General features: G+C 41.6%; 23 protein-coding genes and 2 tRNA genes. 23 read left to right on the plus strand and 2 right to left on the minus strand.

From position 1 onward, the window contains the following. The first annotated feature begins 131 nt into the window (after positions 1–131). The 7 genes from ACSR9O_RS25345 (at position 132) to ACSR9O_RS25375 (ending at position 5456) form a co-directional block, all read left to right on the plus strand. A complete protein-coding gene (locus ACSR9O_RS25345; RefSeq protein ID WP_491725293.1) occupies positions 132–1754 on the plus strand; it encodes a putative polysaccharide biosynthesis protein in 1623 nt (540 codons plus the stop codon). Beyond that, on the plus strand, positions 1747–3219 hold the full coding sequence (gene yabN / locus ACSR9O_RS25350) for a bifunctional methyltransferase/pyrophosphohydrolase YabN (protein WP_491725294.1): 1473 nt from the start codon (positions 1747–1749) through the stop codon (positions 3217–3219). Before ACSR9O_RS25345 ends, yabN begins: the two co-directional genes overlap by 8 nt. A 23-nt stretch (positions 3220–3242) precedes the next feature. Continuing rightward, complete coding sequence (locus tag ACSR9O_RS25355) at positions 3243–3506, plus strand: RNA-binding S4 domain-containing protein (protein WP_034316386.1); 264 nt, start codon at positions 3243–3245, stop codon at positions 3504–3506. Between the two features lie 76 nt (positions 3507–3582). Next, positions 3583–3891, plus strand: coding sequence for a sporulation protein YabP (gene yabP, locus ACSR9O_RS25360; RefSeq protein ID WP_101225917.1), 309 nt, complete (start codon positions 3583–3585; stop codon positions 3889–3891). Then, on the plus strand, positions 3888–4520 hold the full coding sequence (gene yabQ, locus ACSR9O_RS25365; RefSeq protein ID WP_101225918.1) for a spore cortex biosynthesis protein YabQ: 633 nt from the start codon (positions 3888–3890) through the stop codon (positions 4518–4520). The genes yabP and yabQ overlap by 4 nt, the downstream gene beginning before the upstream one ends. Before the next feature lie 13 nt (positions 4521–4533). Further along, the gene (locus ACSR9O_RS25370; protein ID WP_101225919.1) at positions 4534–4920 is read left to right on the plus strand and encodes an FtsB family cell division protein; all 387 of its coding nucleotides are present in this window, start codon (positions 4534–4536) and stop codon (positions 4918–4920) included. Between the two features lie 80 nt (positions 4921–5000). Further along, the gene (locus ACSR9O_RS25375; protein WP_101225920.1) at positions 5001–5456 is read left to right on the plus strand and encodes a S1 domain-containing RNA-binding protein; all 456 of its coding nucleotides are present in this window, start codon (positions 5001–5003) and stop codon (positions 5454–5456) included. 164 nt (positions 5457–5620) lie between these two features. Here ACSR9O_RS25375 and ACSR9O_RS25380 read toward each other — a convergent pair. Both ACSR9O_RS25380 and ACSR9O_RS25385 read right to left on the minus strand, forming a co-directional pair. After that, positions 5621–5692, minus strand: a tRNA-Glu gene (locus ACSR9O_RS25380). A gap of 20 nt (positions 5693–5712) precedes the next feature. Then, positions 5713–5786 (minus strand) — tRNA-Met (locus tag ACSR9O_RS25385). A gap of 327 nt (positions 5787–6113) precedes the next feature. Between ACSR9O_RS25385 and spoIIE the strand changes: the two genes are divergently transcribed. The 16 genes from spoIIE to lysS all read left to right on the plus strand — a co-directional run bounded on the left by spoIIE (position 6114) and on the right by lysS (position 23291). After that, positions 6114–8588 carry a stage II sporulation protein E gene (gene spoIIE / locus ACSR9O_RS25390; RefSeq protein ID WP_101225921.1) on the plus strand — a complete coding sequence of 825 codons (2475 nt, stop codon included), beginning with the start codon at positions 6114–6116 and terminating at the stop codon, positions 8586–8588. A gap of 183 nt (positions 8589–8771) precedes the next feature. After that, positions 8772–9509: a VWA domain-containing protein gene (locus tag ACSR9O_RS25395; protein ID WP_101225922.1), complete on the plus strand. Its 738-nt coding sequence runs from the start codon at positions 8772–8774 to the stop codon at positions 9507–9509. Continuing rightward, the gene (gene prkT, locus ACSR9O_RS25400) at positions 9475–10473 is read left to right on the plus strand and encodes a serine/threonine protein kinase PrkT (protein ID WP_311735959.1); all 999 of its coding nucleotides are present in this window, start codon (positions 9475–9477) and stop codon (positions 10471–10473) included. Before ACSR9O_RS25395 ends, prkT begins: the two co-directional genes overlap by 35 nt. Positions 10474–10567: 94 nt before the next feature. Next, on the plus strand, positions 10568–11962 hold the full coding sequence (tilS, locus tag ACSR9O_RS25405; protein WP_491725295.1) for a tRNA lysidine(34) synthetase TilS: 1395 nt from the start codon (positions 10568–10570) through the stop codon (positions 11960–11962). Between the two features lie 32 nt (positions 11963–11994). Further along, the gene (gene hpt, locus ACSR9O_RS25410; RefSeq protein WP_101225937.1) at positions 11995–12534 is read left to right on the plus strand and encodes a hypoxanthine phosphoribosyltransferase; all 540 of its coding nucleotides are present in this window, start codon (positions 11995–11997) and stop codon (positions 12532–12534) included. A gap of 117 nt (positions 12535–12651) precedes the next feature. After that, positions 12652–14712: an ATP-dependent zinc metalloprotease FtsH gene (gene ftsH, locus ACSR9O_RS25415; protein ID WP_260358020.1), complete on the plus strand. Its 2061-nt coding sequence runs from the start codon at positions 12652–12654 to the stop codon at positions 14710–14712. A gap of 159 nt (positions 14713–14871) precedes the next feature. After that, positions 14872–15651, plus strand: a complete 780-nt coding sequence (locus ACSR9O_RS25420; protein ID WP_101225925.1) for a type III pantothenate kinase — start codon at positions 14872–14874, stop codon at positions 15649–15651. Between the two features lie 26 nt (positions 15652–15677). Next, positions 15678–16559 (plus strand): Hsp33 family molecular chaperone HslO, encoded by an 882-nt coding sequence (gene hslO / locus ACSR9O_RS25425; RefSeq protein WP_101225926.1) that lies wholly within the window; start codon positions 15678–15680, stop codon positions 16557–16559. A gap of 18 nt (positions 16560–16577) precedes the next feature. Continuing rightward, the gene (locus ACSR9O_RS25430) at positions 16578–17474 is read left to right on the plus strand and encodes a peptidyl-prolyl cis-trans isomerase (protein WP_491725296.1); all 897 of its coding nucleotides are present in this window, start codon (positions 16578–16580) and stop codon (positions 17472–17474) included. A 130-nt stretch (positions 17475–17604) separates the two neighbouring features. Continuing rightward, positions 17605–18531, plus strand: coding sequence for a cysteine synthase A (gene cysK, locus ACSR9O_RS25435; RefSeq protein WP_095394505.1), 927 nt, complete (start codon positions 17605–17607; stop codon positions 18529–18531). Between the two features lie 160 nt (positions 18532–18691). Next, the gene (gene folP / locus ACSR9O_RS25440; protein ID WP_230178771.1) at positions 18692–19528 is read left to right on the plus strand and encodes a dihydropteroate synthase; all 837 of its coding nucleotides are present in this window, start codon (positions 18692–18694) and stop codon (positions 19526–19528) included. A 1-nt stretch (position 19529) separates the two neighbouring features. Further along, positions 19530–19889 (plus strand): dihydroneopterin aldolase, encoded by a 360-nt coding sequence (gene folB, locus ACSR9O_RS25445; protein ID WP_101225929.1) that lies wholly within the window; start codon positions 19530–19532, stop codon positions 19887–19889. A gap of 2 nt (positions 19890–19891) precedes the next feature. Then, positions 19892–20419 (plus strand): 2-amino-4-hydroxy-6-hydroxymethyldihydropteridine diphosphokinase, encoded by a 528-nt coding sequence (gene folK / locus ACSR9O_RS25450; protein WP_101225930.1) that lies wholly within the window; start codon positions 19892–19894, stop codon positions 20417–20419. Continuing rightward, positions 20371–20583 (plus strand): helix-turn-helix domain-containing protein, encoded by a 213-nt coding sequence (locus ACSR9O_RS25455; RefSeq protein ID WP_101225931.1) that lies wholly within the window; start codon positions 20371–20373, stop codon positions 20581–20583. Before folK ends, ACSR9O_RS25455 begins: the two co-directional genes overlap by 49 nt. Before the next feature lie 22 nt (positions 20584–20605). Then, on the plus strand, positions 20606–21604 hold the full coding sequence (dusB, locus tag ACSR9O_RS25460) for a tRNA dihydrouridine synthase DusB (RefSeq protein WP_101225932.1): 999 nt from the start codon (positions 20606–20608) through the stop codon (positions 21602–21604). 187 nt (positions 21605–21791) lie between these two features. Further along, positions 21792–23291 (plus strand): lysine--tRNA ligase, encoded by a 1500-nt coding sequence (gene lysS / locus ACSR9O_RS25465; RefSeq protein ID WP_202190663.1) that lies wholly within the window; start codon positions 21792–21794, stop codon positions 23289–23291. Positions 23292–23621 lie beyond the last annotated feature (330 nt).

Here is a 23621-nt window from a genome sequence, read left to right on the forward strand (position 1 = left end):
CGCTGTCCTTTTTGCAATTTCTAAAAAAGAAGTGGATATGGAAATTAATTAACAGTATGGCTGGAATTGAAAAATAACCATTAGAATTATGCTATAATAACTACCACATATGAGTGAAAAGGGGAAAAAGAATGGCTGAAAAGCCTAATAAAACATCAAATGAACTTTTTCGAGGTGCGCTGATTTTGAGCGCAGCTGCGATTATCGTAAAAGTATTGAGTGCGGCCTATCGCATTCCTTATCAGAACATTGCGGGTGACATCGGGTTTTATATCTATCAACAGGTCTACCCCTTCTACGGTGTTGCTTTTACATTATCAACACTCGGCTTTCCGGTAGTCATATCCAAACTTATTGCTGAACGGGAGTCTTCCAAAAATAACTTTGCGGTCAACGACATTTTAATGACATCATTCGTCGTCTTAAGTTCGATAGGAGTCATGATGTTTGCTGCACTATTCCTTGGCGCTGATTGGATAGCAGGATGGATGAAGGATCCTCGTTTAGCCAGTCTGCTGAGAATCGTTGCCTTTTCATATCTATTAATGCCGATTTCATCTGTTTTACGAGGTTATTTTCAAGGAATAAACGACATGTTACCGACAGCAAGTTCGCAGGTCGCTGAACAATGCATCCGTGTGTTGACGATACTGGTTCTTTCAACGATATTCGTGAATCAGGGCTACTCTCCTTATGTGGTCGGCAAGGGAGCGGTCCTCGGTTCGATAACCGGAGGCATGACCGGCCTGGTACTGCTTATTGCTTTCGTTATTTTAAGAGAAGAATGGAAGCTTTTTTTACGGATGAGAATCAAACCGGTAAATTTCATCAAAATCTCCAAAGTCCTGGTTTTCCAAGGGTTGGCCTTTTGTATAACTGGCTTGATCCTTATCTTGTTTCAGTTTGTCGATTCTCTGCACCTATATTCCCTACTAAGGGAAACGGGGATGGGGGAAAAGGAAGCCAAGGAATGGAAAGGGGTATATGACCGGGGACAGCCTTTGCTTCAGCTAGGTACAGTCGTGGCTAATTCTTTTGCATTGGCACTGGTACCTGTAATATCCGGATTCGTTCAGAGGAAAAGTGAACATGAATTATTGAATAAAATCAAATTGGCGCTTCGTGTAAGCGCGACGATAGGACTCGCCGCTGCGATCGGGCTGGTGGTGACGATGGAGCCTGTCAATCATATGCTGTTCACGGATGTTAAAGGGACCATTACTTTAGCAATTTTCTCTTTATCGATTTTATTCACATCCGTCATAATGGCAGAAGCGGCAGTGATTCAAAGCTTAGGTTATTCGTTCATACCGGTGATCATTACGCTTGTGGGTGTGGTCAGCAAGTGGGCTTTGAACCTTGTCCTGGTACCTCATTACAAAATCGCGGGAGCAGCCTCGGCAACAGTGCTTGCGTTTATGATCATGTCTGTATTATTTTATGTGGTATTGAGAGTGCATATTAAAAAGACATTAATTGAAAAGAAGCACGTGTTAATAATCTTGAAGAGTACGGTTTACATGGGTACGGCGGTTGTTATATTCAATGGCTTATTCGAATTGATGTCCTCAGGCGAGAGCCGGTTGTTAGCTACGATTCAAGCTTTGACCGGTGTAGGGATCGGTGCAGCCGTTTTTGTGATGACCGCCATTCGTTCAGGCTTATTTGGTGAAGAAGAACTTGCACTTATACCTGCAGGTTCAAAGCTTAAACGATTTATTATAACGAATAGGAGTATACGAAATCATGAATGAGATTACGATAATAGGCCTTGGTGCAGGGGATTTAGATCAGCTTCCACTAGGAATTTATAAAAAATTGCTGCAAACAGAACAATGCTTCATCAGAACTATTGATCATCCGGTTATCGGGGATTTGAAAAAGGAAGGAATCAATTTCACGGCGTTTGACGGGATATATGAAAAGCACGACCAATTTGAAGCGGTATATGAAGAAATTGCCGGAACATTATTACAGGAGGCTTCAAAGCGTTCCGTTCTTTACGCAGTTCCGGGGCATCCTATGGTAGCGGAAAAAACGGTTCAGCTTTTGCTCGAAAAGGGTCCGGCTCTTGGAATAGCCATTAAGCTGGAAGGCGGGCAAAGTTTCCTTGATCCCTTGTTTCAGGCTGTTAAAATCGATCCAATTGAAGGGTTCCAGCTATTGGATGGAACAGATCTTTCACCAGATGATTTGCACATTACCCAGCATATGATAATCGGACAGGTGTATGACGCATTCAGTGCGTCCAATGTGAAGCTGACTTTAATGGAAAAGCTACCGGATGACTACGAGGTATATATCGTTACAGCGGCAGGAAGCAGTCAGGAAAAAGTGACAAGATGCGCTCTGTTCGAGCTCGACCGTCAGATGGAGTTAAGTAACTTGACGAGTGTTTATGTCCCGCCTGTTAGGGAAGAAGCTTTACGATACAGGGAGTTTTCTAAGCTGCGGCAGGTCATCGCAGAACTTAGAGGTCCTGACGGATGTCCTTGGGATAAGAAACAAACTCATGAAAGCTTGAAGAAATATCTAATAGAAGAGGCATATGAGCTGATTGATTCCATCGATGAAGAGGACGATGAGGGCATGGTTGGTGAACTTGGGGATGTCCTGCTTCAAGTGATGCTTCATTCACAAATCGGTGAAGATGAGGGCATGTTCACGATAGACGATGTGATTGAAGGCATTACGGCGAAAATGATTCGACGCCACCCTCATGTATTCGGAGATGTTGAAGTGAACGGCGAGGAAGATGTATTAGTGAACTGGCAGAAAATCAAAGAGAATGAAAAAGGGAGCGAAACAAAAGCATCGCAATCCATACTTGATGGGATTGAGAAATCGCTGCCAAACTTACTTCGGGCCGAAGAGTATCAAAAAAGGGCTGCGAAGGTTGGATTTGATTGGGATGAGGTTTCCGAAGCCTGGAAAAAGGTCAGGGAAGAAGTGCAGGAATTGGAAGCTGAAATATTAAGCCCGAAAATGGATGTAGAAAGAATAAAATCAGAGCTGGGCGACCTCTTTTTTGCGCTTGTCAACATTTCACGTTATTATGACATACAAGCGGAAGAAGCCGTCTACAAAGCAAACCAGAAATTCCACCGGCGTTTTACATATATAGAAGAGTGCATTCAAAGGGCAGACAAAAAGTTTGAGGAATATACATTGGAAGAACTGGATTCATATTGGGATGAAGCAAAAGCTAAAGGACTTTAATTAAGGGAGAGATTTTAATGTCGATGAGATTGGATAAATTCCTAAAAGTTTCAAGATTGATCAAGCGCCGCACACTTGCGAAAGAGGTTGCCGATAAAGGGAGAATCACGATTAACGGACAACAGGCCAAAGCAAGTTCAAATGTGAAAGATGGCGATGAATTGACTGTACGATTCGGTCAAAAGCTCGTTACGGTACGTGTCGATAAAATTCAAGAAACGACCAAAAAAGAAGCGGCTGCAGATATGTATACCATCGTAAAGGAAGAAAAGCTAGCGGAGGAGTAAGGACAGGCTTGGTTCTAATTCCGCTCTTACGGACATACACTTGTACAAAATCAGTGGTACTGTGAGGGATGAAAAAATGAGCCAATATAATGATCCGAATGCTGGTTACACAAAGGGAACGACCCAAGAGCACGATGTAACGATGAAAGGCCGCCGTTTGCTTGATATTACCGGTGTCAAACAAGTTGAAAGTTTTGATAATGAGGAGTTTCTGCTCGAAACTGTAATGGGATTCCTATCTATCCGGGGCCAAAACTTGCAAATGAAGAATTTAGACGTTGATAAAGGCATCGTCTCCATTAAGGGAAAGATTTTCGACCTTGTTTATTTAGATGAGCAATCAGGGGAGAAAGCTAAAGGCTTCTTTGGCAAATTGTTCAAATGACCTTAACGATTCAATTTTATACGTTGCTTGCGATGATAGGCATGGGCAGTGGCTTTGGAGCTGCCCTGGATACGTATAGCCGGTTCCTGAAACGATCAGAAAGGAAAAGGTGGATTGTATTCATCCATGACTTCCTTTTCTGGATCATTCAGGGTCTCCTTATTTTTTATGTTTTGTTTTTAGTGAATGAGGGAGAGTTTCGCCTTTATTTATTTTTGGCCTTATTATGCGGTTTTTCAGCTTATCAAGCACTTTTCAAAGGCTTCTATCAACGTTTTTTAGAGTTTTTGATAATACTTGTGATAAAGTTGGCGAGATTTATAACGAATTCGGTTCACATGCTGATATTTGTTCCGATAAAATGGGTAATAGTATCTGTAATAGCCATTATCTTCGGGATATGTAAGTTCGTTTTAGCATTATTAAAATGGGCGGGGAAAATACTTCTTTTCATTTTGAATATTTTCTGGAGGCCATTAAAATGGATTTTGATCTATATATGGAATTTATTGCCGGTTTTTGTTACGAAAAACGTCGGGAAGTTTTATAATAAAGGAAAAGGGATTTTATTGAAAATAAAGAATTCTATATTTAGAACGCTAAATAGATGGAGAAATAAAAAGAAATGAGGAGCGATAAAAAATGAGTAGCCTGCGTAAAAGGAAAGTGGCAAAAATAGAAAATCCCTACGTCGCTCAACAAGAGAAAAAAGTACAAACCGTAGAAAAAAAGAAGCGTGGTCTAATGCGTAGATTAACTCTTTACTCAGTTTTCGCCGCTGTCTTTTTGATTTTTGCCGTTTCCACCCTCATAACGCAAAATGTTGCACTGGATGAGAAAGTACAACAGAAGGAAGAATTGAAGGGAAAGTTAGCTGAATTGAAAAAAGACGAGACCCTTCTTAAAGAAGAAATCGTAAAGCTTAATGACGACGACTATATAGCGAAAATAGCCAGACGGGATTATTTCTTATCTGAAAAAGGCGAAATCATATTTACCCTTCCAAAAGGGAAGGAAGATAGTGACTAATATTGACACTGTTTTTTTACTTTCGTTATAATATAGAGTGAAGAGATTTTTTAACATTTCTAAGGAGGAACATTTTTTTTATGTCAATCGAAGTAGGCAGCAAGTTACAAGGTAAAGTAACAGGCATAACTAATTTTGGTGCATTTGTAGAGCTACCTCAAGGTTCAACCGGTCTTGTCCATATAAGTGAAGTGGCTGATAACTATGTCAAGGATATCAATGATCATTTAAAAGTGGGCGATACAGTTGAGGTGAAAGTCATCAATGTTAAAGATGGCAAGATTGGCTTGTCCATAAAAAAAGCGATAGACCGTCCTGAAGCTGAGCAAAAACCTGCATACACACCACGTCCGCGCCAAGGAAGAGGGAATGACAGCCGTTCCAAAGACTTCCGCTCGAAAGGTAATGGTTTCCAACCGAAGGAAAACTTTGAGCAAAAAATGGCTAAATTCTTAAAAGATAGCGAAGACCGCTTAACGACCCTTAAACGTAGCACCGAAACGAAACGGGGAGGTCGAGGAGGAAGACGCGGATAAAACTGCTGCTGAAAATAATAGTTTAGCAACTTTTCCTGTGAAATTATTCATAGTGTAGATAAAGGCAAGCTTGCCGGCTTGTCTTCTTTTAATTATCAACAACATAAAAAAAGCGCCTCTTTACACTTACTGAGTTAAGTGTAAAGAGGCGCTTTTGTATTTGATGACCCGTACGGGATTCGAACCCGTGTTACCGCCGTGAAAGGGCGGTGTCTTAACCGCTTGACCAACGGGCCATTATTTTCATGAAAAAAGATAGCGGCAGAGGGGATCGAACCCCCGACCTCACGGGTATGAACCGTACGCTCTAGCCAGCTGAGCTACGCCGCCATAATGATAAGTGCTACTGAAGCACAAGTTATATCTTACATTCGTGAAGAATAAATGTCAACAAAAAAAATAAAGTTTGTCGGTTTCCATTTCCTGATTATTTATTCGTGTTATTTTCCGCAAAAATAACCTAAAAACTTTGCTTTTCTTCAAAAAAAAAAGAACACCCGTTTCTGTATTGGAAAAAAAGGCACAAAAACCTGTATACAAATGATTGTTCAAGAAGAATTTCGTCGAACGTTTTTCTTATCCGCTTATAAAATTCTGACAAAAAAATAAACAAGCCCTCTATATAATAAAAATCACTAATACGAATGGGGTGTTGAAATGGAAAAAGTAGAAAGACCTATGATGGAACCTCTTGGTGATGTTCAGTTAAAAGAAGCGAAGGCAGGGGCCATCAATTGGATCCAACAACTGCAAATGAAGACGGAAGACATATTCATAAAAAAAGGTATCTCTTTAGCAATTATTGGTTTTTTATTAGGACGGGCATTAATTCTTTCACAGCTGGCACCATTTGGACTTCCGTTTTTCGCAGCCGTGTTTCTCATGAGACGTGACAGGGCACCACTTGCTTTATTCGGATTGATTGCAGGTGGGCTGACCGTTCACTATTCTAATAGTTTAGTCATCTTTGCATCGGCGTTTCTGCTCCTGTTATTTCATAAGATCAAGAAGCCCGCCGTGGAAGGACAATTCAAGACGATGTCGATGTACGTTTTTGCTTCACTATTCCTGGTCAACCTGGCCGAGCAATATCTGGTATTCCGAACGATTCAGCTGTACGACTTAATGATGATAGGAGTAGAGGCGGGACTCGCAATGATCTTAACCTTAATCTTCATACAGTCCATCCCGCTGCTGACCATTCGGACAAAGTCCCAATCATTAAAGACGGAGGAAATCGTCAGCATCATCATCCTGCTGGCTTCGGTGATGACCGGAACCATAGGCTGGATGATATACGATCTATCACTCGACCATATATTCTCGCGATACTTGGTCCTCCTCTTCGGGCTGGCGGGAGGGGCCGCCATAGGCTCCACTGTAGGTGTAGTTACTGGATTGATATTCAGCCTGGCAAGTATTGCTAGTCTCTATCAAATGAGCCTTCTCGCTTTTTCCGGGCTTCTGGGCGGTCTGTTGAAGGAGGGAAGGAAGATAGGGGTTGCCGCGGGCCTCATGATTGCTACGTTACTGATAGGTTTATATGGTGAGGGCACCGGCAATATTATGGTGACCCTCTATGAATCAATTATAGCTGTGGCCCTATTTATATTGACACCGTCATCCATAATCAACAAAATAGCGAAACATATACCGGGAACAGTCGAGAATTCTGATGAACAGCAGCAGTATGCCCGGAAAGTGAGGGATGTCACCGCTCAAAGGGTGGAGCAATTCTCACATGTATTTGAGGCGCTCTCAAATAGCTTTTCCCAAGTGGATGAAAGGGGGAGATTGGAGGAAGATGAGAAAGAATTCGACTACTTCTTAAGTAATGTAACGGAAAAGACGTGCCAGCTTTGTTTTAAAAAGGAACAGTGCTGGTCCAAGAACTTTAATACAACCTATGACGGCATGCAGGAAATTATGCTTCAATTAAGTGAAAATAATGGTCAGCTTCCCCAAAAGACTTCGAAGGAATGGGGGAAATATTGTAGCCGCGGCCCTCAGGTCATTGGGGCGATATCACAGGAGCTTACTTATTTTGAAGCCAACCAAAAATTAAAAAGGCAGGTGAAGGAAAGCCGGAAGCTAGTTGCGGATCAATTGCGGGGAGTTTCGGCAGTAATGGATGATTTTGCGAAAGAAATTCAAAGGGAAAGGAAGAATCATCATGTACATGAAGAATCCATTTTGGAAGCCATCCAGGATTTTGGACTGCACATAGGGTATGTAGAAATATACAGTCTAGAACAAGGGAATGTTGATATAGAAATGAGTGTCCCATACTGCCAGGGCAGAGGGGAATGTGAAAAATTGATTGCACCTATGCTTTCTGACATTTTAGGGGAAACGATAGTCGTTCATTCAGAAGAGTGTGCAACGTATCCAAACGGGCAATGTGAGGTGATATTTAGGTCAGCAAAAAAATTCACGGTCGAAACGGGTGTTGCTCATGCTGCCAAGGGGGGAGGGCTTGTATCAGGAGATAGTCATACGACCATGGAAATTGGCTGCGGCAAATTCGCAATAGCCATTAGTGATGGAATGGGAAATGGGGAAAGGGCCCATTTTGAAAGTACAGAGACATTGAAGCTGCTTCAAAAATTTTTACAATCGGGAATTGAAGAAAAAATAGCCATTAAATCCGTAAACTCCGTATTATCTCTACGCACTACCGATGAAATATTTTCGACTCTTGATTTGGCAATGATTGATCTTCAGGACGCAAAGGCTAAGTTTTTAAAAATCTGTTCAATACCGAGTTTCATTAAAAGGGGGGATAGGATAATAAAAATTGAATCAAGTAACCTCCCTATGGGAATCATCCAGGATTTCGATGTTGATGTTGTATCAGAAGAGCTCAAGGCAGGGGACATACTAATCATGATGAGCGATGGAGTGTTCGATGGCCCCTCGCATGTTGAAAATATCGAGTTCTGGCTTAAACGGAAAATCAAGGAAATGGAAACAGACGATCCGCAGGAAATCTCTGATTTAATATTGGAAGAGGTCATCCGAACAAAAGGGATCATAGATGATGACATGACAGTGGTAACATCGAAAATCAAGCATAACACACCGAAATGGGCATCCATTCCCGTTTCTCCAAAACGCAAAAAGGCCCAGTAGGCCGTTTATATATATATAATAAATAAAACCAAAAATGAGATGGTGAAATGGAAGAAGGTTAAAAGGTAAAGAGACTTTTCAATCACTCCACTCCATGATGTGACTTGATGCGATGTCTTAGCGTATAAATTCCCCCTTTTTAGTCAATTATGGTAACAAATTGATAGGAAGGGAGAGCAAAACATGAAAGCAGGAACATTAAAACAGATTTTGCTTATAACTGACGGATGTTCAAATCATGGTGAGGAGCCGTCTGCCATGGCTGAATTAGCAAGGAAGCAAGGCATAACAATCAATGTCATAGGTGTCATGGAAAATGATGTTATAGATGAAAAGGGTCTTAAGGAGATCGAGAAGATTGCTGGTTCAGGAGGTGGCGTAAGTCAAATAGTCTATTCCCAGCAGTTGTCACAAACCGTCCAAATGGTGACACAAAAGGCAATGACTCAAACTATACAGGGAGTTATCAATCGCGAACTTCAACAAATACTTGGAGATTCAAAAACGATGGAGGATCTTCCGCCGGATAAACGAGGAGAAGTGATGGAGGTGGTCGATGAGCTTGGGGAAACGAGCAAGCTCGAAGTACTGATTCTTGTTGATACCAGTGCAAGCATGAAACATAAACTGCCTACAGTAAAAGATTCCTTATTAGATCTTTCCCTTAGCATGAATGCAAGAATGGGTGACAGCAGTTTTTCCGTATTCGTATTTCCTGGGAAAAGAAATGATGTTGAAAAGTTGCTGGATTGGACCCCGAACCTTGAAGCCCTGACGGCAACTTTTCCTAAGCTTAGTACAGGGGGACTCACTCCAACAGGTCCAGCCATTCGTGAAGCTTTAACATATTTCAATAAAAAACGTTCATTGAGGGGATTGTTATCACATGATGATGAACAATACTTTGAGGAATCAATGTAAACTCCTGCCTGGCAGTTTGGTCACTGGAAAATGGAATAAAAACCAGTACAAAATAATTAAGGAATTGGGGTGTGGAGCGAACGGGATCGTCTATTTGGTTGAAAGCAAAAATCGTCATTATGCTTTAAAGCTCAGTGATAATGGGACGTCCATTATTTCGGAGATGAATATCCTAAAATCCTTTTCAAAGGTCCAGGGGTCTACCCTTGGACCTTCCTTTTTGGAAGCGGATGATTTCATGAAAACAGGAAAGCAGCTCCCTTTTTATGTCATGGAATATATCCACGGACACGATTTTTTGCGTTTCATCGATAAGAAAGGGTCATCATGGATTGGAGTCTTAATGCTTCAGCTTTTAACCAGCTTGTCTGCCTTGCATACCAATGGCTGGGTGTTCGGCGATTTAAAACCTGAGAATTTGATCGTGACTTCACCAGCCTATAAGGTGAGGTGCGTGGATGTAGGCGGAACCACCTTAATTGGGCGATCTGTTAAAGAATTCACCGAGTTCTTTGACAGGGGTTACTGGGGACTTGGATCAAGAAAGGCAGATCCGCAATATGACTTGTTCGCTGTGGCGATGATTATAATCAATTCGGCCTATCCTGGACGTTTCCACAAGCAAGGGGAGGGGTATAGACAGCTTAACGACTTGATTAAGCAGAAAAAGGAATTGCACCCATATAGAAAGATGTTGGATAAAGCACTTCACGGGCAGTATGATTCTGCCCTCCAAATGCGGGAGGATTTGGTCACGGTGCTAAGTAAGCAAAATCACTCGAAGAAAAAGGGTCCGACCAAGGCAGCTACCGGCCAGTCACAAACAATTCAACCTGCAACGAGACAAGCAAGAAGGTCCCAAAACCATTCAAAAAAGAAAAGTGGCGGTTTTTTTGAAACTTTTTTGCTGGTTGCCATCATATCGATGCTCTATGTTCTTTACATATATGAACAGTTGTTATGATATAGTTATTAGGTGAAATGCCATGGAATAATTGAAACCATTTCATGATTGAATCGTATAAAACTAATGCCTGTTCATAAAGAAGGAAGATTGTATGTTAAAGGAAAAAGTTCTGAGCACCATTTATAGAAACGAATTGATTAAGGAGAACTCGAAGTTGCTAATAGGCGTTTCCGGAGGGCCGGATTCATTGGTGCTTCTCCATATCCTTAAGGAAATTCAATCTCTTTTTCATTACGAGATGATTGTTGCGAGTGTTGACCATATGTTTCGTGGTGAAGAATCCTATGAGGATTATAAATATGTCGAGCATATATGTGAACGGTGGGGCATTACATTTGAGGGAAAAAGGATCGATGTTCCAGCCCGGATGAAACAGACGGGGGAAAGTTCACAAATAACGTCAAGAAAGCTGCGTTTTGCCTTTTATGAAGAATTGATGGATAAGCACCAAGCCTCCACTCTTGTCCTGGGGCATCATGGAGATGATCAAATCGAAACGATGCTCATGCGTTTAACAAGAGGGGCGACAGGGAAGGCAAGGGCAGGTATTCCTATAAAGAGACGTTTCCATACCGGAAATCTGATCAGGCCTTTTCTTGAAATCACGAAAAGCCAAATAATCGAATATGCGGGCCTTCATGATATCGAACCAAGATTTGATCCGAGCAATGAAACCGGTGTCTATGCTAGAAATCGTTTTAGACATGAAGTCCTTCCGTTTTTAAAAAAAGAAAATGGCAAGGTTCATGAGCATTTTCAACGATTCAGTGAAGAGCTTTATGAAGATGAAGAGTTTTTTTTGAACCTGGTTTCAAGCAAAATGTCCGATGTTTGGATCACACAGGATAAAGATCAAGCGGTTATTCAGATTGATAAGGTTCTCGCGATGCCTAAACCTTTACAAAGAAGGGCGATTCAACTAATATTAAACTATCTTTATTTGGAGAGACCTTCATCGCTTTCGGCATTACATATTGACCAACTTTTAGTTTTGTTTTTGAATCCTCAACCATCTGCAGAATTGCATCTTCCGGAGGGCCTTATTGCGGAAAAATCATATCAAACTTGCACGTTTAGGTTTTTCCGGCAAAAAAGCCAAAAATATTCCTATAAATTACAAATTCCCGGTGAGACTATTCTTCCGAATGGATATAAGATTAAAGCGCACTATATAAAAGAAGAAATTCCGGTACTTAGAGGAAATCATTCTTTTATACTTCCCGAATCAGATGTTCAGCTTCCTCTTACAATCCGAAACAGGAATGAAGGCGAGCGGATGGCCGTCAAGGGATTAGGTGGAACTAAAAAGTTAAAGGATATTTTTATTAATGAAAAGATCCCGATGCTAGAAAGAAATGTGTGGCCGGTCATCATCGATCAAACGGGAACGGTCATTTGGCTGCCTGGTTTAAAGAAATCGAATGTTGAGCCGGATATAATTTCTGATGAAAAATCTTTAATCTACTTAGAATATAAAAAAGCTTAATTCTTCATGGGGGGCAATTAATTACAATGACCATGCAAAACGACATTGAAAAGGTTTTAATAACAGAGGAAGAACTTCAAAAGAAAATCAGGGAATTGGGTGCGCAGATTGAAGCTGATTACCAAGGTAAGTTCCCGTTGGCCATCGGAGTGCTGAAAGGCGCCATGCCATTTATGTCAGATTTACTGAAACGCGTTGATACACATCTTGAAATGGACTTTATGGATGTTTCAAGCTATGGTAACTCCACTGTATCTTCCGGTGAAGTGAAAATCATCAAGGATCTTGATACATCAGTTGAGGGCCGGGATATTTTAATCATCGAAGATATTATCGACAGCGGTTTGACTCTTAGCTATCTTGCGGAACTTTTCCGTTATCGAAAAGCAAAATCAATTAAAATCGTTACCTTATTGGATAAACCAACAGGCAGGAAAGCGGATATCACTCCGGACTATGCCGGGTTCATCGTACCGGATGCATTTGTTGTCGGATATGGTCTTGATTTTGCGGAAAAGTATCGTAATCTCCCGTATATTGGCATATTGAAGCCTGAAATTTACTCGAATTAATCGTACCTGTTTGAAAGAGAAGACCAGATAAAAACAGCGGTGTTAAATTATTGTAATTCATTAATTTTGTATGATAGTATTTACTATAGTTTGTTTACCCGTGGGAGGAGGTAAGGGATGAATCGGATCTTCCGTAATACCATATTTTATTTACTGATCTTTTTGGTCATCATTGGGATTGTAAGCATTTTTAATAATAACAATGAACCAAACGTAAAATTGACCCAAGATGAATTCTATAAGCATTTGGAGAGTGGGGACGTTACATCACTTACGATGCAGCCCGAAAGCAGTGTATTTGAAATCACAGGAAAGCTCAAAGGTTATGAGGAAAACAAATTCTTTGTGACGTACGTGCCTTTCAGTGAGTATTCGCAAAGCCGGATCAATGACGCTGTAACCAAGCTGGATAAAGACATCATCACTGTCGAACCTCCAGAAAAGACAAGTGGCTGGGTGACATTTTTCACTTCCATCATTCCATTTGTAATCATTTTTATCCTCTTCTTCTTTTTACTTAACCAAGCTCAAGGTGGCGGCGGTGGCCGCGTCATGAACTTCGGGAAAAGTAAGGCGAAATTGTATAATGATGATAAGAAAAAAGTGCGCTTCAATGATGTTGCCGGAGCGGACGAAGAAAAGCAGGAACTTGTCGAGGTCGTCGAATTCTTGAAAGACCCTCGCAAATATGCCGAGCTCGGTGCCCGTATTCCTAAAGGGGTACTTTTAGTTGGGCCTCCTGGTACAGGTAAAACTTTACTGGCACGAGCAGTGGCTGGTGAAGCCGGAACTCCTTTCTTCTCAATCAGTGGTTCTGATTTTGTTGAGATGTTTGTGGGTGTCGGTGCATCCCGTGTTCGTGATTTGTTTGAAAATGCTAAGAAGAATGCACCATGTATCATCTTTATCGATGAAATTGATGCAGTCGGACGTCAACGTGGCGCAGGCCTTGGTGGCGGTCACGATGAACGTGAACAAACATTGAATCAACTCCTGGTGGAGATGGATGGTTTCGGTGGTAATGAAGGAATCATAATCATTGCTGCGACTAACCGTGCTGATGTATTGGATCCGGCATTATTGCGTCCAGGACGTTTTGACCGTCAAATAACGGTAGGCCGACCTGATGTCAAGGGCCGTGAAGAAGTGCTGAAAGTGCATGCACGCAATAAACCTTTAGCAGAAACGGTCGATTTGAAAGCGATCGCTCAGCGTACCCCAGGATTTTCTGGTGCCGATCTTGAAAACTTACTGAATGAAGCGGCTCTTGTAGCTGCCCGTCAAGATAAGAAGAAGATCGACATGTCCGATTTGGATGAAGCCTCGGATCGTGTTATCGCTGGACCTGCCAAGAAAAACCGTGTCATTTCCAAAAAGGAAAGAAATATCGTAGCGTGGCATGAAGCGGGCCATACCATTATTGGATTGGTTCTGGATGATGCCGAGGTCGTTCATAAAGTTACGATTGTCCCTCGTGGTCAAGCTGGCGGTTATGCAGTTATGCTGCCGAAAGAAGATCGTTTCTTCATGACGGAACCTGAGCTTAAAGATAAAATCGTAGGACTATTGGGTGGCCGTGTAGCCGAAGAAGTTACATTCGGAGAAGTGAGCACCGGTGCGCATAACGACTTCCAGCGTGCAACGGGCATAGCTCGGAGTATGGTTATGGAATATGGTATGAGTAAGCTTGGACCGCTCCAATTCGGTAATTCTCAAGGTCAGGTCTTCCTAGGCCGCGATTTCAACAATGATCAAAACTATTCAGATGCAATAGCATATGAAATCGATCTTGAAATTCAACGTATCATCAAGGAAGCTTACGAAAGATGTAAGAAGATACTTACTGAAAATCGTGAAAAACTTGATTTGGTTGCAAAAACCTTGCTTGAAGTGGAGACACTTGATGCTGAACAAATCAAAAGTTTATTCCATAATGGTAAATTGCCAGAACGTGATTATACTGCACTGAATGGGAATTTAACCACTGATGAGAATGTCAAGGTGAACATCAATAAGAAGAAGGAAGAAAAAGAGGCCCTATTAGATCCATTGGATAAAAGAGGACCTGAGGACCTTGAAATAACGGAGGAAGGTTTGAATACCCCTCCAATCAAAGAAGGTGCACCTCAAGATCAGCCGCTTTCCTTCCCGAACGAAGATGACAATAAAAAGTCTTAAGTTGACTTAATTCAAAAGGGTATTTCCGCCTCGGAAATACCCTTTTCTTAACTTTTATGATAAGGTTTTTTGGGGTACCTTTCGAAAAGTGCGACTAATAGCGTGGGAAATAACAGTGTGTTATGATGTTGGAGAATAATTTACCGGAGTGATGAAACGATGATTTTTGTATTGGATGTTGGGAATACGAATACTGTATTAGGCGTATACGATGAAGATATTTTAAAATATCATTGGCGAATAGAGACTAACCGTCACAAGACAGAAGACGAGTATGGAATGATCATAAAGTCTTTGCTGCAACATGAGGGTCTTTCGTTTGATCAATTTGATGGAATCATTATTTCTTCGGTAGTTCCGCCAATTATGTTTGCGCTTGAACGCATGTGCAAAAAATACTTTGGAATTAAACCGCTAATAGTTGGACCTGGAATAAAAACTGGATTGAATATTAAATACGAAAATCCCCGTGAGGTGGGAGCTGACCGAATCGTTAATGCGGTTGCAGGCATTCAGGAATATGGAAGCCCTCTCATTATCGTGGATTTTGGCACGGCCACGACTTATTGCTACATAAACGAGGATAAACAATACATGGGCGGAGCTATTGCTCCGGGTATAAATATTTCTACGGAAGCACTTTATTCAAAAGCAGCCAAACTTCCAAGAATAGAAATCAGCCGGCCGGAAGGGATTATTGGAAAAAATACGGTGTCCGCGATGCAGGCTGGCATTTTGTATGGATATGTTGGGCAGGTAGAAGGAATCGTTAATCGAATTAAGGCGCAAAGTAATCTAGAACCAACGGTAATAGCGACAGGTGGGTTGGCTACCTTAATTGCCAATGAGTCCACTGTTATTGACGTTGTGGAGCCATTTTTGACCTTAAAGGGGCTGCAGTTGATTTATAAACGTAATCGTGAGCAAGTGAAGAAGTAATACAAAGCTTGAAAGGAGCAAAATAAATGAAGGATTATCTAATAAAGGCGTTAGGCTATGAAGGACAGGTACGGGCCTATGCTGTTTCAACAACAGACACCGTAGGAGAAGCGCAGCGTCGCCATTATACATGGCCTACTGCTTCTGCTGCCCTTGGACGGGCTATGACGGCAGGCGTTATGATGGGCGGAATGTTAAAAGGTGAAGAAAAGCTGACGATTAAAATCGAGGGCGGTGGACCGATTGGTTCCATCCTGGTCGACAGCAATGCAAAGGGAGAAGTCCGCGGATATGTCACTCACCCGCAAACCCACTTTGATTTGAATGAGCAGGGAAAGCTGGATGTAAGGAGAGCGGTGGGTACCGATGGATTGCTGACTGTTATTAAAGACATTGGTCTTCGTGATTACTTTTCGGGGCAAGTACCGCTTGTATCGGGAGAGTTAGGTGAAGATTTCACTTATTACTTTGTTACTTCCGAACAGGTGCCATCATCTGTGGGGGTTGGGGTTCTCGTGAATCCGGATAATTCAATTCTTGCAGCGGGTGGATTTATCATTCAGTTGATGCCGGGTACATCCGAAGATACGATTTCCAAAATCGAAAATCGACTAAGCACGATAACTCCTGTTTCCAAAATGATTCAAAGTGGCATGACTCCTGAAGAAATCCTAATCGAAATTTTAGGTGAGGGCAATGTGAATATACTAGAAAAAATGGATGTCCAATTCTCCTGTCAATGTTCCAGGGAAAGAATTGCGAATGCATTGATTAGCCTAGGACAAGCTGAGATTCGGGATATCATTGAGACAGACGGACAAGCGGAGGCGCATTGTCATTTTTGTAATCAGACCTACCAATTCTCGAAGGAAGAACTCGAGAAATTAGAGGCAGAAACAAAAAAATAATTTACGGGGGATAAGGGTTTGCCAAAACAAAAGCTTCGGGCGATTATTGCTGGCCTTGCCTTGTTGAACCTATTGACTATCATTATCTTTGTCATAAAACCACTTATCATTTCAAAATCCGTGATTGGGGAAGAAACGGCCGCAAAGGTTGGATCCAAGGATATTTCCCGGGAAGCATGGATTAATGAGCTCGAAAAAAGATATGGGGAAGATGTACTTGAGGAAATGGTCGATAAAGAGGTAGTGAAACAGGCAGCTGAAAAATACAAAGTGAAGACTTCGGATGAAGAGCTTGATCGGGAACTTAAAATGATGAAAACGATGTATGGGACTGCCGGTCAGAACCTTAATAAAAGTAACGATCAACTGAGGCAGGAAATTCAGTCGAGTCTCCTTCTCGAGAAGCTCCTCACCAAGGACGTTTCGGTTTCCGAATCGGCAATGCGGAGTCATTATGATAATAATAAGGATATCTATAGAATTCCTACTGCTTTCCATATTTCCCATATCACCACTTCTACAAAAAAGCAGGCAGACCAAGTCATACGTGAACTGGAGAAAGGTGTCTCCTTTGATGTCTTGGCAATGGAGAAGTCCCTTGATGAATTCACTGCCAATCAAGGAGGCGACATGGGTTATATATCCCAGGATAACGAGCAAGTCTCCAAGGAATACATTGCCGCTGCCGAGAAATTGAAGGTGAAAAAGTGGAGTGATGCAATCCAAACGGAGGATGGCTGGGCCGTTCTCTACCTGCATGAAAGAATAAAGGGCGAGCAGTATGAATATGAAGAAGTTAAAGACAAGATTCACCGCCAAATAGCTCTTGAACAGATTCAGGCACCGGTCTCAGGGAAAATTTTCTGGGACGAATTTGATGTAGAATGGTTTTATGGATTGAAGGAAGAAAAGTAGGTCAATGGTTGTGTGAGAAAATTTAGAATATAGTATTTAATCATTGACAATGAACTATTAAAACTGGTAACTTTAAAATTATAAAACCAATAAACATACTCGGTATTGAAATGATAAGGGAGTGGAGAAAATGGCACGTATAGCTAATTCTGTAATCGATTTAATTGGACAAACACCTATTGTTAAGTTAAACAAGCTTCAAAATGAAAACAGTGCAGATATTTATTTGAAACTTGAGTATTTTAACCCAGGCAGCAGTGTAAAAGACCGTATCGCCCTTGCGATGATCGAAGCGGCAGAAAAAAATGGTACCCTTAAGCCAGGTGATACGATCATTGAACCTACAAGCGGAAATACGGGAATAGGTTTGGCAATGGTAGCTGCGGCAAAGGGCTATAAATCAATTCTGGTTATGCCGGAGACGATGAGCTTGGAACGCCGTAACTTGCTTCGCGCATATGGGGCGGAATTAGTTCTTACTCCTGGGCCTGAAGGAATGAAGGGTGCAATCGCAAAGGCGACTGAGCTGTCTAAAGAAAAAGGTTACTTCATTCCACAGCAATTCGAAAACGAAGCCAACCCTGAAGTACATCGGAACACTACAGGCCCTGAAATCGTTGAAGCCTTTGGAGATGAAGGCCTGGATGCATTCGTTGCCGGAATCGGTACTGGCGGAACCATAACAGGTGCCGGTGAAGTCCTGCGTGAAAAATTCCCTGACATTAAAATTTACGCTGTTGAACCTGCGGACTCTCCAGTATTATCGGGTGGTACTCCAGGACCCCATAAAATCCAAGGAATCGGAGCAGGCTTCGTTCCTAGCATTTTGAATACAGATCTCTATGACGAAATCATTCAAGTAAATACAGAGGAATCGTTTGATTATGCCCGCCGCGCAGCAAAAGAGGAAGGAATCCTTGGCGGTATCTCTTCTGGAGGCGCAATTGCAGCTGCCATTAAAGTGGCTGACAAACTGGGTAAAGGCAAAAAGGTCCTTGCCATCATACCGAGTAATGGTGAACGCTACTTAAGTACACCATTATATAACTTTGAGTAAGACAGACACTAAATGAGAAGCGAAGTTCCTATGGGGCTTTGCTTTTCTTTTTGTAGCAAAGTATGCAGAAGTATCCCTGATTTTCATGGAGCTTGCACTATACCTATGTAAATGGGTAAACTCGTATATATAGATTTCTTTAGGCGAAGGAGAACGTTGGATGTCATTAGCAGGAGCACCAAAAATAAAATGCGGTTCATTTGAATTGGATTACAGCAAGAAAACCTTAATCATGGGGATTTTGAATGTTACGCCGGACTCCTTTTCGGATGGCGGAAAATATAATCGGATAGATGCTGCTTTGAAGCATGCCGAACGAATGGTCAACGATGGGGCGGATATATTGGATGTAGGCGGTGAGTCAACCCGTCCTAACTATGAGAGGATATCGGATGAAGAGGAAATAGAGAGAGTCGCCCCAATAATTGAGGCGATATCGCGTAATATTGAGGTTCCAATATCGGTCGATACGTATAAATCAAGAGTTGCAGAAGAGGCGGTAAAGGCAGGAGCCCATATATTAAATGATATTTGGGGAGGTAAAGCTGATTCCTTGATGTCAAAGGTTGCAGCGGAATATAAAGTGCCGATTATCTTGATGCATAACAGGGATAATATGGAGTATGGACATTTTGTCCGGGATGTACTTCAAGATTTATTCGAAAGCATCATATTGGTAAAAGATGCGGGAGTCAAGGATGAAAACATCATTCTCGATCCAGGTATTGGATTTGCGAAAGATTTAAAGTTTAATTTGGAAATGATGAGGAATCTTGATAAGCTGGTATCATTAGGTTATCCCGTGCTGCTGGCGACATCGAGAAAGTCCATGATTGGCCATGTTCTGGACCTGCCGCCTAGTGAGAGGATGGAAGGCACTGCCGCTACAATTTGCCATGGAATTCAACAAGGCTGTCAGATGGTTCGTGTACATGACGTGAAGGAAATGGCCCGGGCTGCAAAGATGATGGACGCTCTATTAGGAAAAGGTGAATGAAATGGATAAGATATATGTGAATAAGATGGAGTTTTATGGTTATCATGGAGTTTTTCCGGAAGAAACGAAGCTTGGTCAGCGGTTTAAAGTGGACTTAATCGTTCAGACTGATTTAGCCAAGGCTGGGAAGAGTGACAAGCTTGAAGACTCGATCAACTATGGCGAGTTATATGAAGTGTGTAAAAGTGTTGTTGAGGGAGAACCTTTTAAGTTAGTGGAAGCTGTCGCTGAAAAAATTGCCTCAGAACTACTTAATAAATATTCTTCCATCGAGACTTGCACCGTGAAGGTTTATAAACCAGATCCCCCGATAGCAGGCCACTATGAGTCGGTTGCTATAGAGATTGTAAGGGGACGCTGATTGTGATAAATATTGCTTACCTTTCAATAGGGTCGAACTTAGGGGATCGCCTTGAAACATTCCAAAGAGCTTTCCAATTATTGTCTGAGAATCCGCATATCAAGATGATGGCCTGCTCTTCTTTATATGAAACAGACCCGATAGGATATGAAGACCAGGACTGTTTTTTAAATGCTGTTCTTAAAGTGGAAACCGATTTAGAACCCGAAGACTTACTTAACGCGTGTATGAAAATCGAACAAGATCTAGGAAGAAAAAGGGAGATTAGGTGGGGTCCCCGGACTATAGACCTTGACATTTTGTTATATAATCAAGAAAATATTGAGACAGAGATTCTTTCAGTCCCGCACCCTCGTATGCACGAGAGGGCTTTTGTTATCGTGCCATTAATGGAAGTGGACCCTGATATATCACTTCCGCAAATGGATGCACCTTTGAGCGACCTGCTTGAACAGATTTCGGATAAAGAAGGAGTTCGATTATGGAAGGTGAAAAATGGGGAAGGCGTATTCGCGCTTTTCGAAAGTTAAAGGGTTATACCCAGGAAGGGTTTGCGAGGGAAATAGGTGTTTCCGTTTCCTTGCTGGGAGAAGTTGAACGAGGGAACCGCAACCCTTCAGAAGCATTTTTACTGGAAGTGGCGGAAATTCTTCATGTTTCCATTGAGGAGCTTCAGCCACCTGACGATAAATGAAAGAATGTTATAGGAGGTCAACGTGTTAAAAATAGGCGATATAGAAATGAAGAATCCGGTAGTGCTGGCACCGATGGCGGGAGTCTGCAACTCGGCATTCCGCTTGACCGTCAAGGAATTTGGTGCTGGTCTTGTTTGTGCGGAGATGGTCAGTGATAAAGGAATCGTTTTACAAAATGCTAGAACGATGAATATGCTTTATATAGATGAAAGAGAAAAGCCGTTAAGCTTGCAAATCTTTGGCGGTGAAAAGAAATCTTTGGTCGAAGCTGCACAATTTGTAGATAAAAATACAAATGCTGATATCATTGATATCAATATGGGCTGCCCTGTTCCTAAAATCACTAAATGTGATGCGGGTGCGAAGTGGCTTCTCGATCCAAATAAAATTTATGAGATGGTTTCAGCGGTGGTTGATGCCGTTGAAAAGCCGGTAACGGTTAAAATGCGCATTGGCTGGGATGATGAGCATGTTTTTGCGATTCAGAATGCTCAGGCTGTTGAACGTGCAGGCGGTAAAGCCGTTTCCATGCATGGCAGGACACGAGTTCAAATGTATGAAGGAAAAGCTAACTGGGACATCATCCGTGAAGTGAAGAAGTCGATTAATATTCCCCTTATCGGTAACGGTGATGTGGAAACTCCACAGGATGCGGAAAGAATGCTGAAGGAAACGGGTGTTGATGGAGTCATGATCGGCCGTGCAGCCCTAGGTAACCCGTGGATGATTTACAGGACTGTAAAATATCTAGAAACCGGTCAACTTATGGATGAACCTTCAGTTCGTGAAAAGATGGACGTTTGCGTGCTTCATATGGATCGACTGATTGCGTTGAAAAATGAAAATGTAGCAGTTCGTGAAATGCGTAAGCATGCTTCTTGGTATTTAAAGGGTGTTAAAGGGAATGCTCAGGCTCGCAAAGGAATTAATGTTTGTGAAACAAGGGAAGATGTTGTAAATCTTCTTTATGGACTTGTTGATGATATTGAAGCGAAGCAACAAAATATCCAAATGGTCTGATGTTTGACATTACCTTCCTATTTTCCTATAATACGCTTATCTTAACTGCCAGTAATCCTGGCAGTTTTTATATGTATATAAACAATGTTTTAAGATAAAAAGCTGTTGAATTCCTTTACTTTATGTAAGAATAAATATGTATGCAAAAGAATTTTTGATTAATTATATAAGGCATTTATTAATAAAGATGGAGATGATTTTCGTGAGTCATGAAGAATTGAATGACCAACTGCAGGTAAGACGCGATAAAATGCAGGCCATGATTGATAATGGACAAGACCCTTTCGGGAGCAGATTCGAACGCACACATAACACTCAGGAGATAATCAGTGCTTATGGTGGATTAGAAAAGGAAGAGCTTGAAGAAAAAGAAATTGAAGTTACGATTGCTGGCCGTGTCATGACGAAGCGCGGAAAAGGGAAAGCGGGATTTGCCCATATCCAGGATATTAGCGGCCAAATCCAAATCTATGTCCGTTTGGATAATATAGGGGAGGATTCTTACCAAATTTTCAACCAAACAGATCTTGGTGATCTCGTTGGGGTAACTGGCGTTATCTTCAAAACGAAAGTCGGGGAACTTTCCATTAAAGCTAAAGAGTATGTGTTCCTTGCTAAGGCGCTTCGCCCGTTACCTGATAAATTTCATGGCTTGAAGGACGTTGAAGAACGCTATCGTAAACGTTATGTCGATTTAATTACAAATGAGGAAAGTAAAAATACGTTGATCATGCGCAGTCGTATTGTACAAGCCATGAGACGGTATTTGGACGATCATGGATACCTTGAAGTGGAGACGCCGCTATTGCACTCTGTTGCTGGTGGAGCTGCTGCACGCCCTTTCCTTACTCACCATAATGCCTTGGATATGCCTTTGAATTTAAGGATCGCCATTGAACTGCACCTAAAACGCTTAATTGTCGGCGGATTGGAGAAAGTTTATGAAATTGGCCGGGTTTTCAGAAATGAAGGAGTGTCAACAAGGCACAATCCTGAATTCACATTGATCGAATTGTACGAAGCTTATGCGGATTACCAAGATATCATGAGCTTAACGGAAAACCTGATTGCCCATATAGCTCAAGAAGTTCTTGGGACGACGACCATCCAGTATGGGGAGTATGAGATAGAGTTGAAACCGGAATGGAAACGACTTCACATGGTTGACGCTGTAAAAGAATATACTGGTGTGGACTTCTGGACTGAAATGAGTAAAGAAGAAGCCCAGCAGCTTGCTAAAGAAAATGGGATTGAAGTTAAGGAATCCATGGAGTTCGGCCATATCGTAAATGAATTCTTTGAACAAAAGGTCGAAGATAAGTTAATTCAACCTACATTCATCTACGGGCATCCAGTGGAAATCTCTCCTTTAGCAAAGAAAAATCCGGAAGATTCCCGTTTCACAGATCGTTTTGAGTTATTCATTGTAGGTAGGGAGCACGCAAATGCCTTCACTGAACTTAATGATCCCATTGATCAACGTCAACGCTTTGAAGCTCAATTGAAAGAACGAGAGCAAGGTAATGATGAAGCTCATGAAATGGATGAAGATTTCTTGGAGGCATTAGAATACGGAATGCCGCCGACAGGCGGACTGGGAATTGGTGTTGACCGTTTGGTTATGCTATTGACCAATTCTCCTTCTATACGTGACGTCCTGTTATTCCCTTTAATGAGACATCGCTAATATAAGCAAAAATGAGTTTTGATTGCAGGGCCGAATTCGGATGGCCGGGATCATGGGCGTAGCTCTTGATCCTGGTAAGTCCAATTCGGTTTTTGTTTTTTAATTATAATTTCATGTCTTTCAATACAGTGGATTCTAGGGTTTATAAGAAAAACAACATTATCTCAAAAAAACTTTATAAAAGGTATTGCGCAGTTAACGTAATGGTGTTATATTTATATCTGTCGTTACGAACGAGTTGCAAACAGATTACAAACTTTAAAAAGTTTTAAAAAAGTTGTTGACTTGCAGTAATGAAAATGTTATTATAAATAAGCTGTTCCGAAAGAC

The sequence above is a fragment of the Peribacillus sp. B65 genome (assembly GCF_058513295.1).

Excerpts from the sequence above, each read along its gene's own strand:
- prkT (WP_311735959.1), top strand. The coding sequence starts at position 9,475 with ATGATGATGAACAATACTTTGAGGAATCAATGTAAACTCCTGCCTGGC.
- yabQ (WP_101225918.1), top strand. The coding sequence starts at position 3,888 with ATGACCTTAACGATTCAATTTTATACGTTGCTTGCGATGATAGGCATG.
- cysK (WP_095394505.1), top strand. The coding sequence starts at position 17,605 with ATGGCACGTATAGCTAATTCTGTAATCGATTTAATTGGACAAACACCT.
- ACSR9O_RS25355 (WP_034316386.1), top strand. The coding sequence starts at position 3,243 with ATGAGATTGGATAAATTCCTAAAAGTTTCAAGATTGATCAAGCGCCGC.
- yabN (WP_491725294.1), top strand. The coding sequence starts at position 1,747 with ATGAATGAGATTACGATAATAGGCCTTGGTGCAGGGGATTTAGATCAG.
- folP (WP_230178771.1), top strand. The coding sequence starts at position 18,692 with ATGTCATTAGCAGGAGCACCAAAAATAAAATGCGGTTCATTTGAATTG.
- yabP (WP_101225917.1), top strand. The coding sequence starts at position 3,583 with ATGAGCCAATATAATGATCCGAATGCTGGTTACACAAAGGGAACGACC.
- ACSR9O_RS25420 (WP_101225925.1), top strand. The coding sequence starts at position 14,872 with ATGATTTTTGTATTGGATGTTGGGAATACGAATACTGTATTAGGCGTA.
- ftsH (WP_260358020.1), top strand. The coding sequence starts at position 12,652 with ATGAATCGGATCTTCCGTAATACCATATTTTATTTACTGATCTTTTTG.
- hslO (WP_101225926.1), top strand. The coding sequence starts at position 15,678 with ATGAAGGATTATCTAATAAAGGCGTTAGGCTATGAAGGACAGGTACGG.
- tilS (WP_491725295.1), top strand. The coding sequence starts at position 10,568 with ATGTTAAAGGAAAAAGTTCTGAGCACCATTTATAGAAACGAATTGATT.
- lysS (WP_202190663.1), top strand. The coding sequence starts at position 21,792 with ATGGAGATGATTTTCGTGAGTCATGAAGAATTGAATGACCAACTGCAG.
- folB (WP_101225929.1), top strand. The coding sequence starts at position 19,530 with ATGGATAAGATATATGTGAATAAGATGGAGTTTTATGGTTATCATGGA.
- spoIIE (WP_101225921.1), top strand. The coding sequence starts at position 6,114 with ATGGAAAAAGTAGAAAGACCTATGATGGAACCTCTTGGTGATGTTCAG.
- hpt (WP_101225937.1), top strand. The coding sequence starts at position 11,995 with ATGCAAAACGACATTGAAAAGGTTTTAATAACAGAGGAAGAACTTCAA.
- ACSR9O_RS25455 (WP_101225931.1), top strand. The coding sequence starts at position 20,371 with ATGGAAGGTGAAAAATGGGGAAGGCGTATTCGCGCTTTTCGAAAGTTA.
- ACSR9O_RS25395 (WP_101225922.1), top strand. The coding sequence starts at position 8,772 with ATGAAAGCAGGAACATTAAAACAGATTTTGCTTATAACTGACGGATGT.
- ACSR9O_RS25345 (WP_491725293.1), top strand. The coding sequence starts at position 132 with ATGGCTGAAAAGCCTAATAAAACATCAAATGAACTTTTTCGAGGTGCG.
- ACSR9O_RS25375 (WP_101225920.1), top strand. The coding sequence starts at position 5,001 with ATGTCAATCGAAGTAGGCAGCAAGTTACAAGGTAAAGTAACAGGCATA.
- ACSR9O_RS25370 (WP_101225919.1), top strand. The coding sequence starts at position 4,534 with ATGAGTAGCCTGCGTAAAAGGAAAGTGGCAAAAATAGAAAATCCCTAC.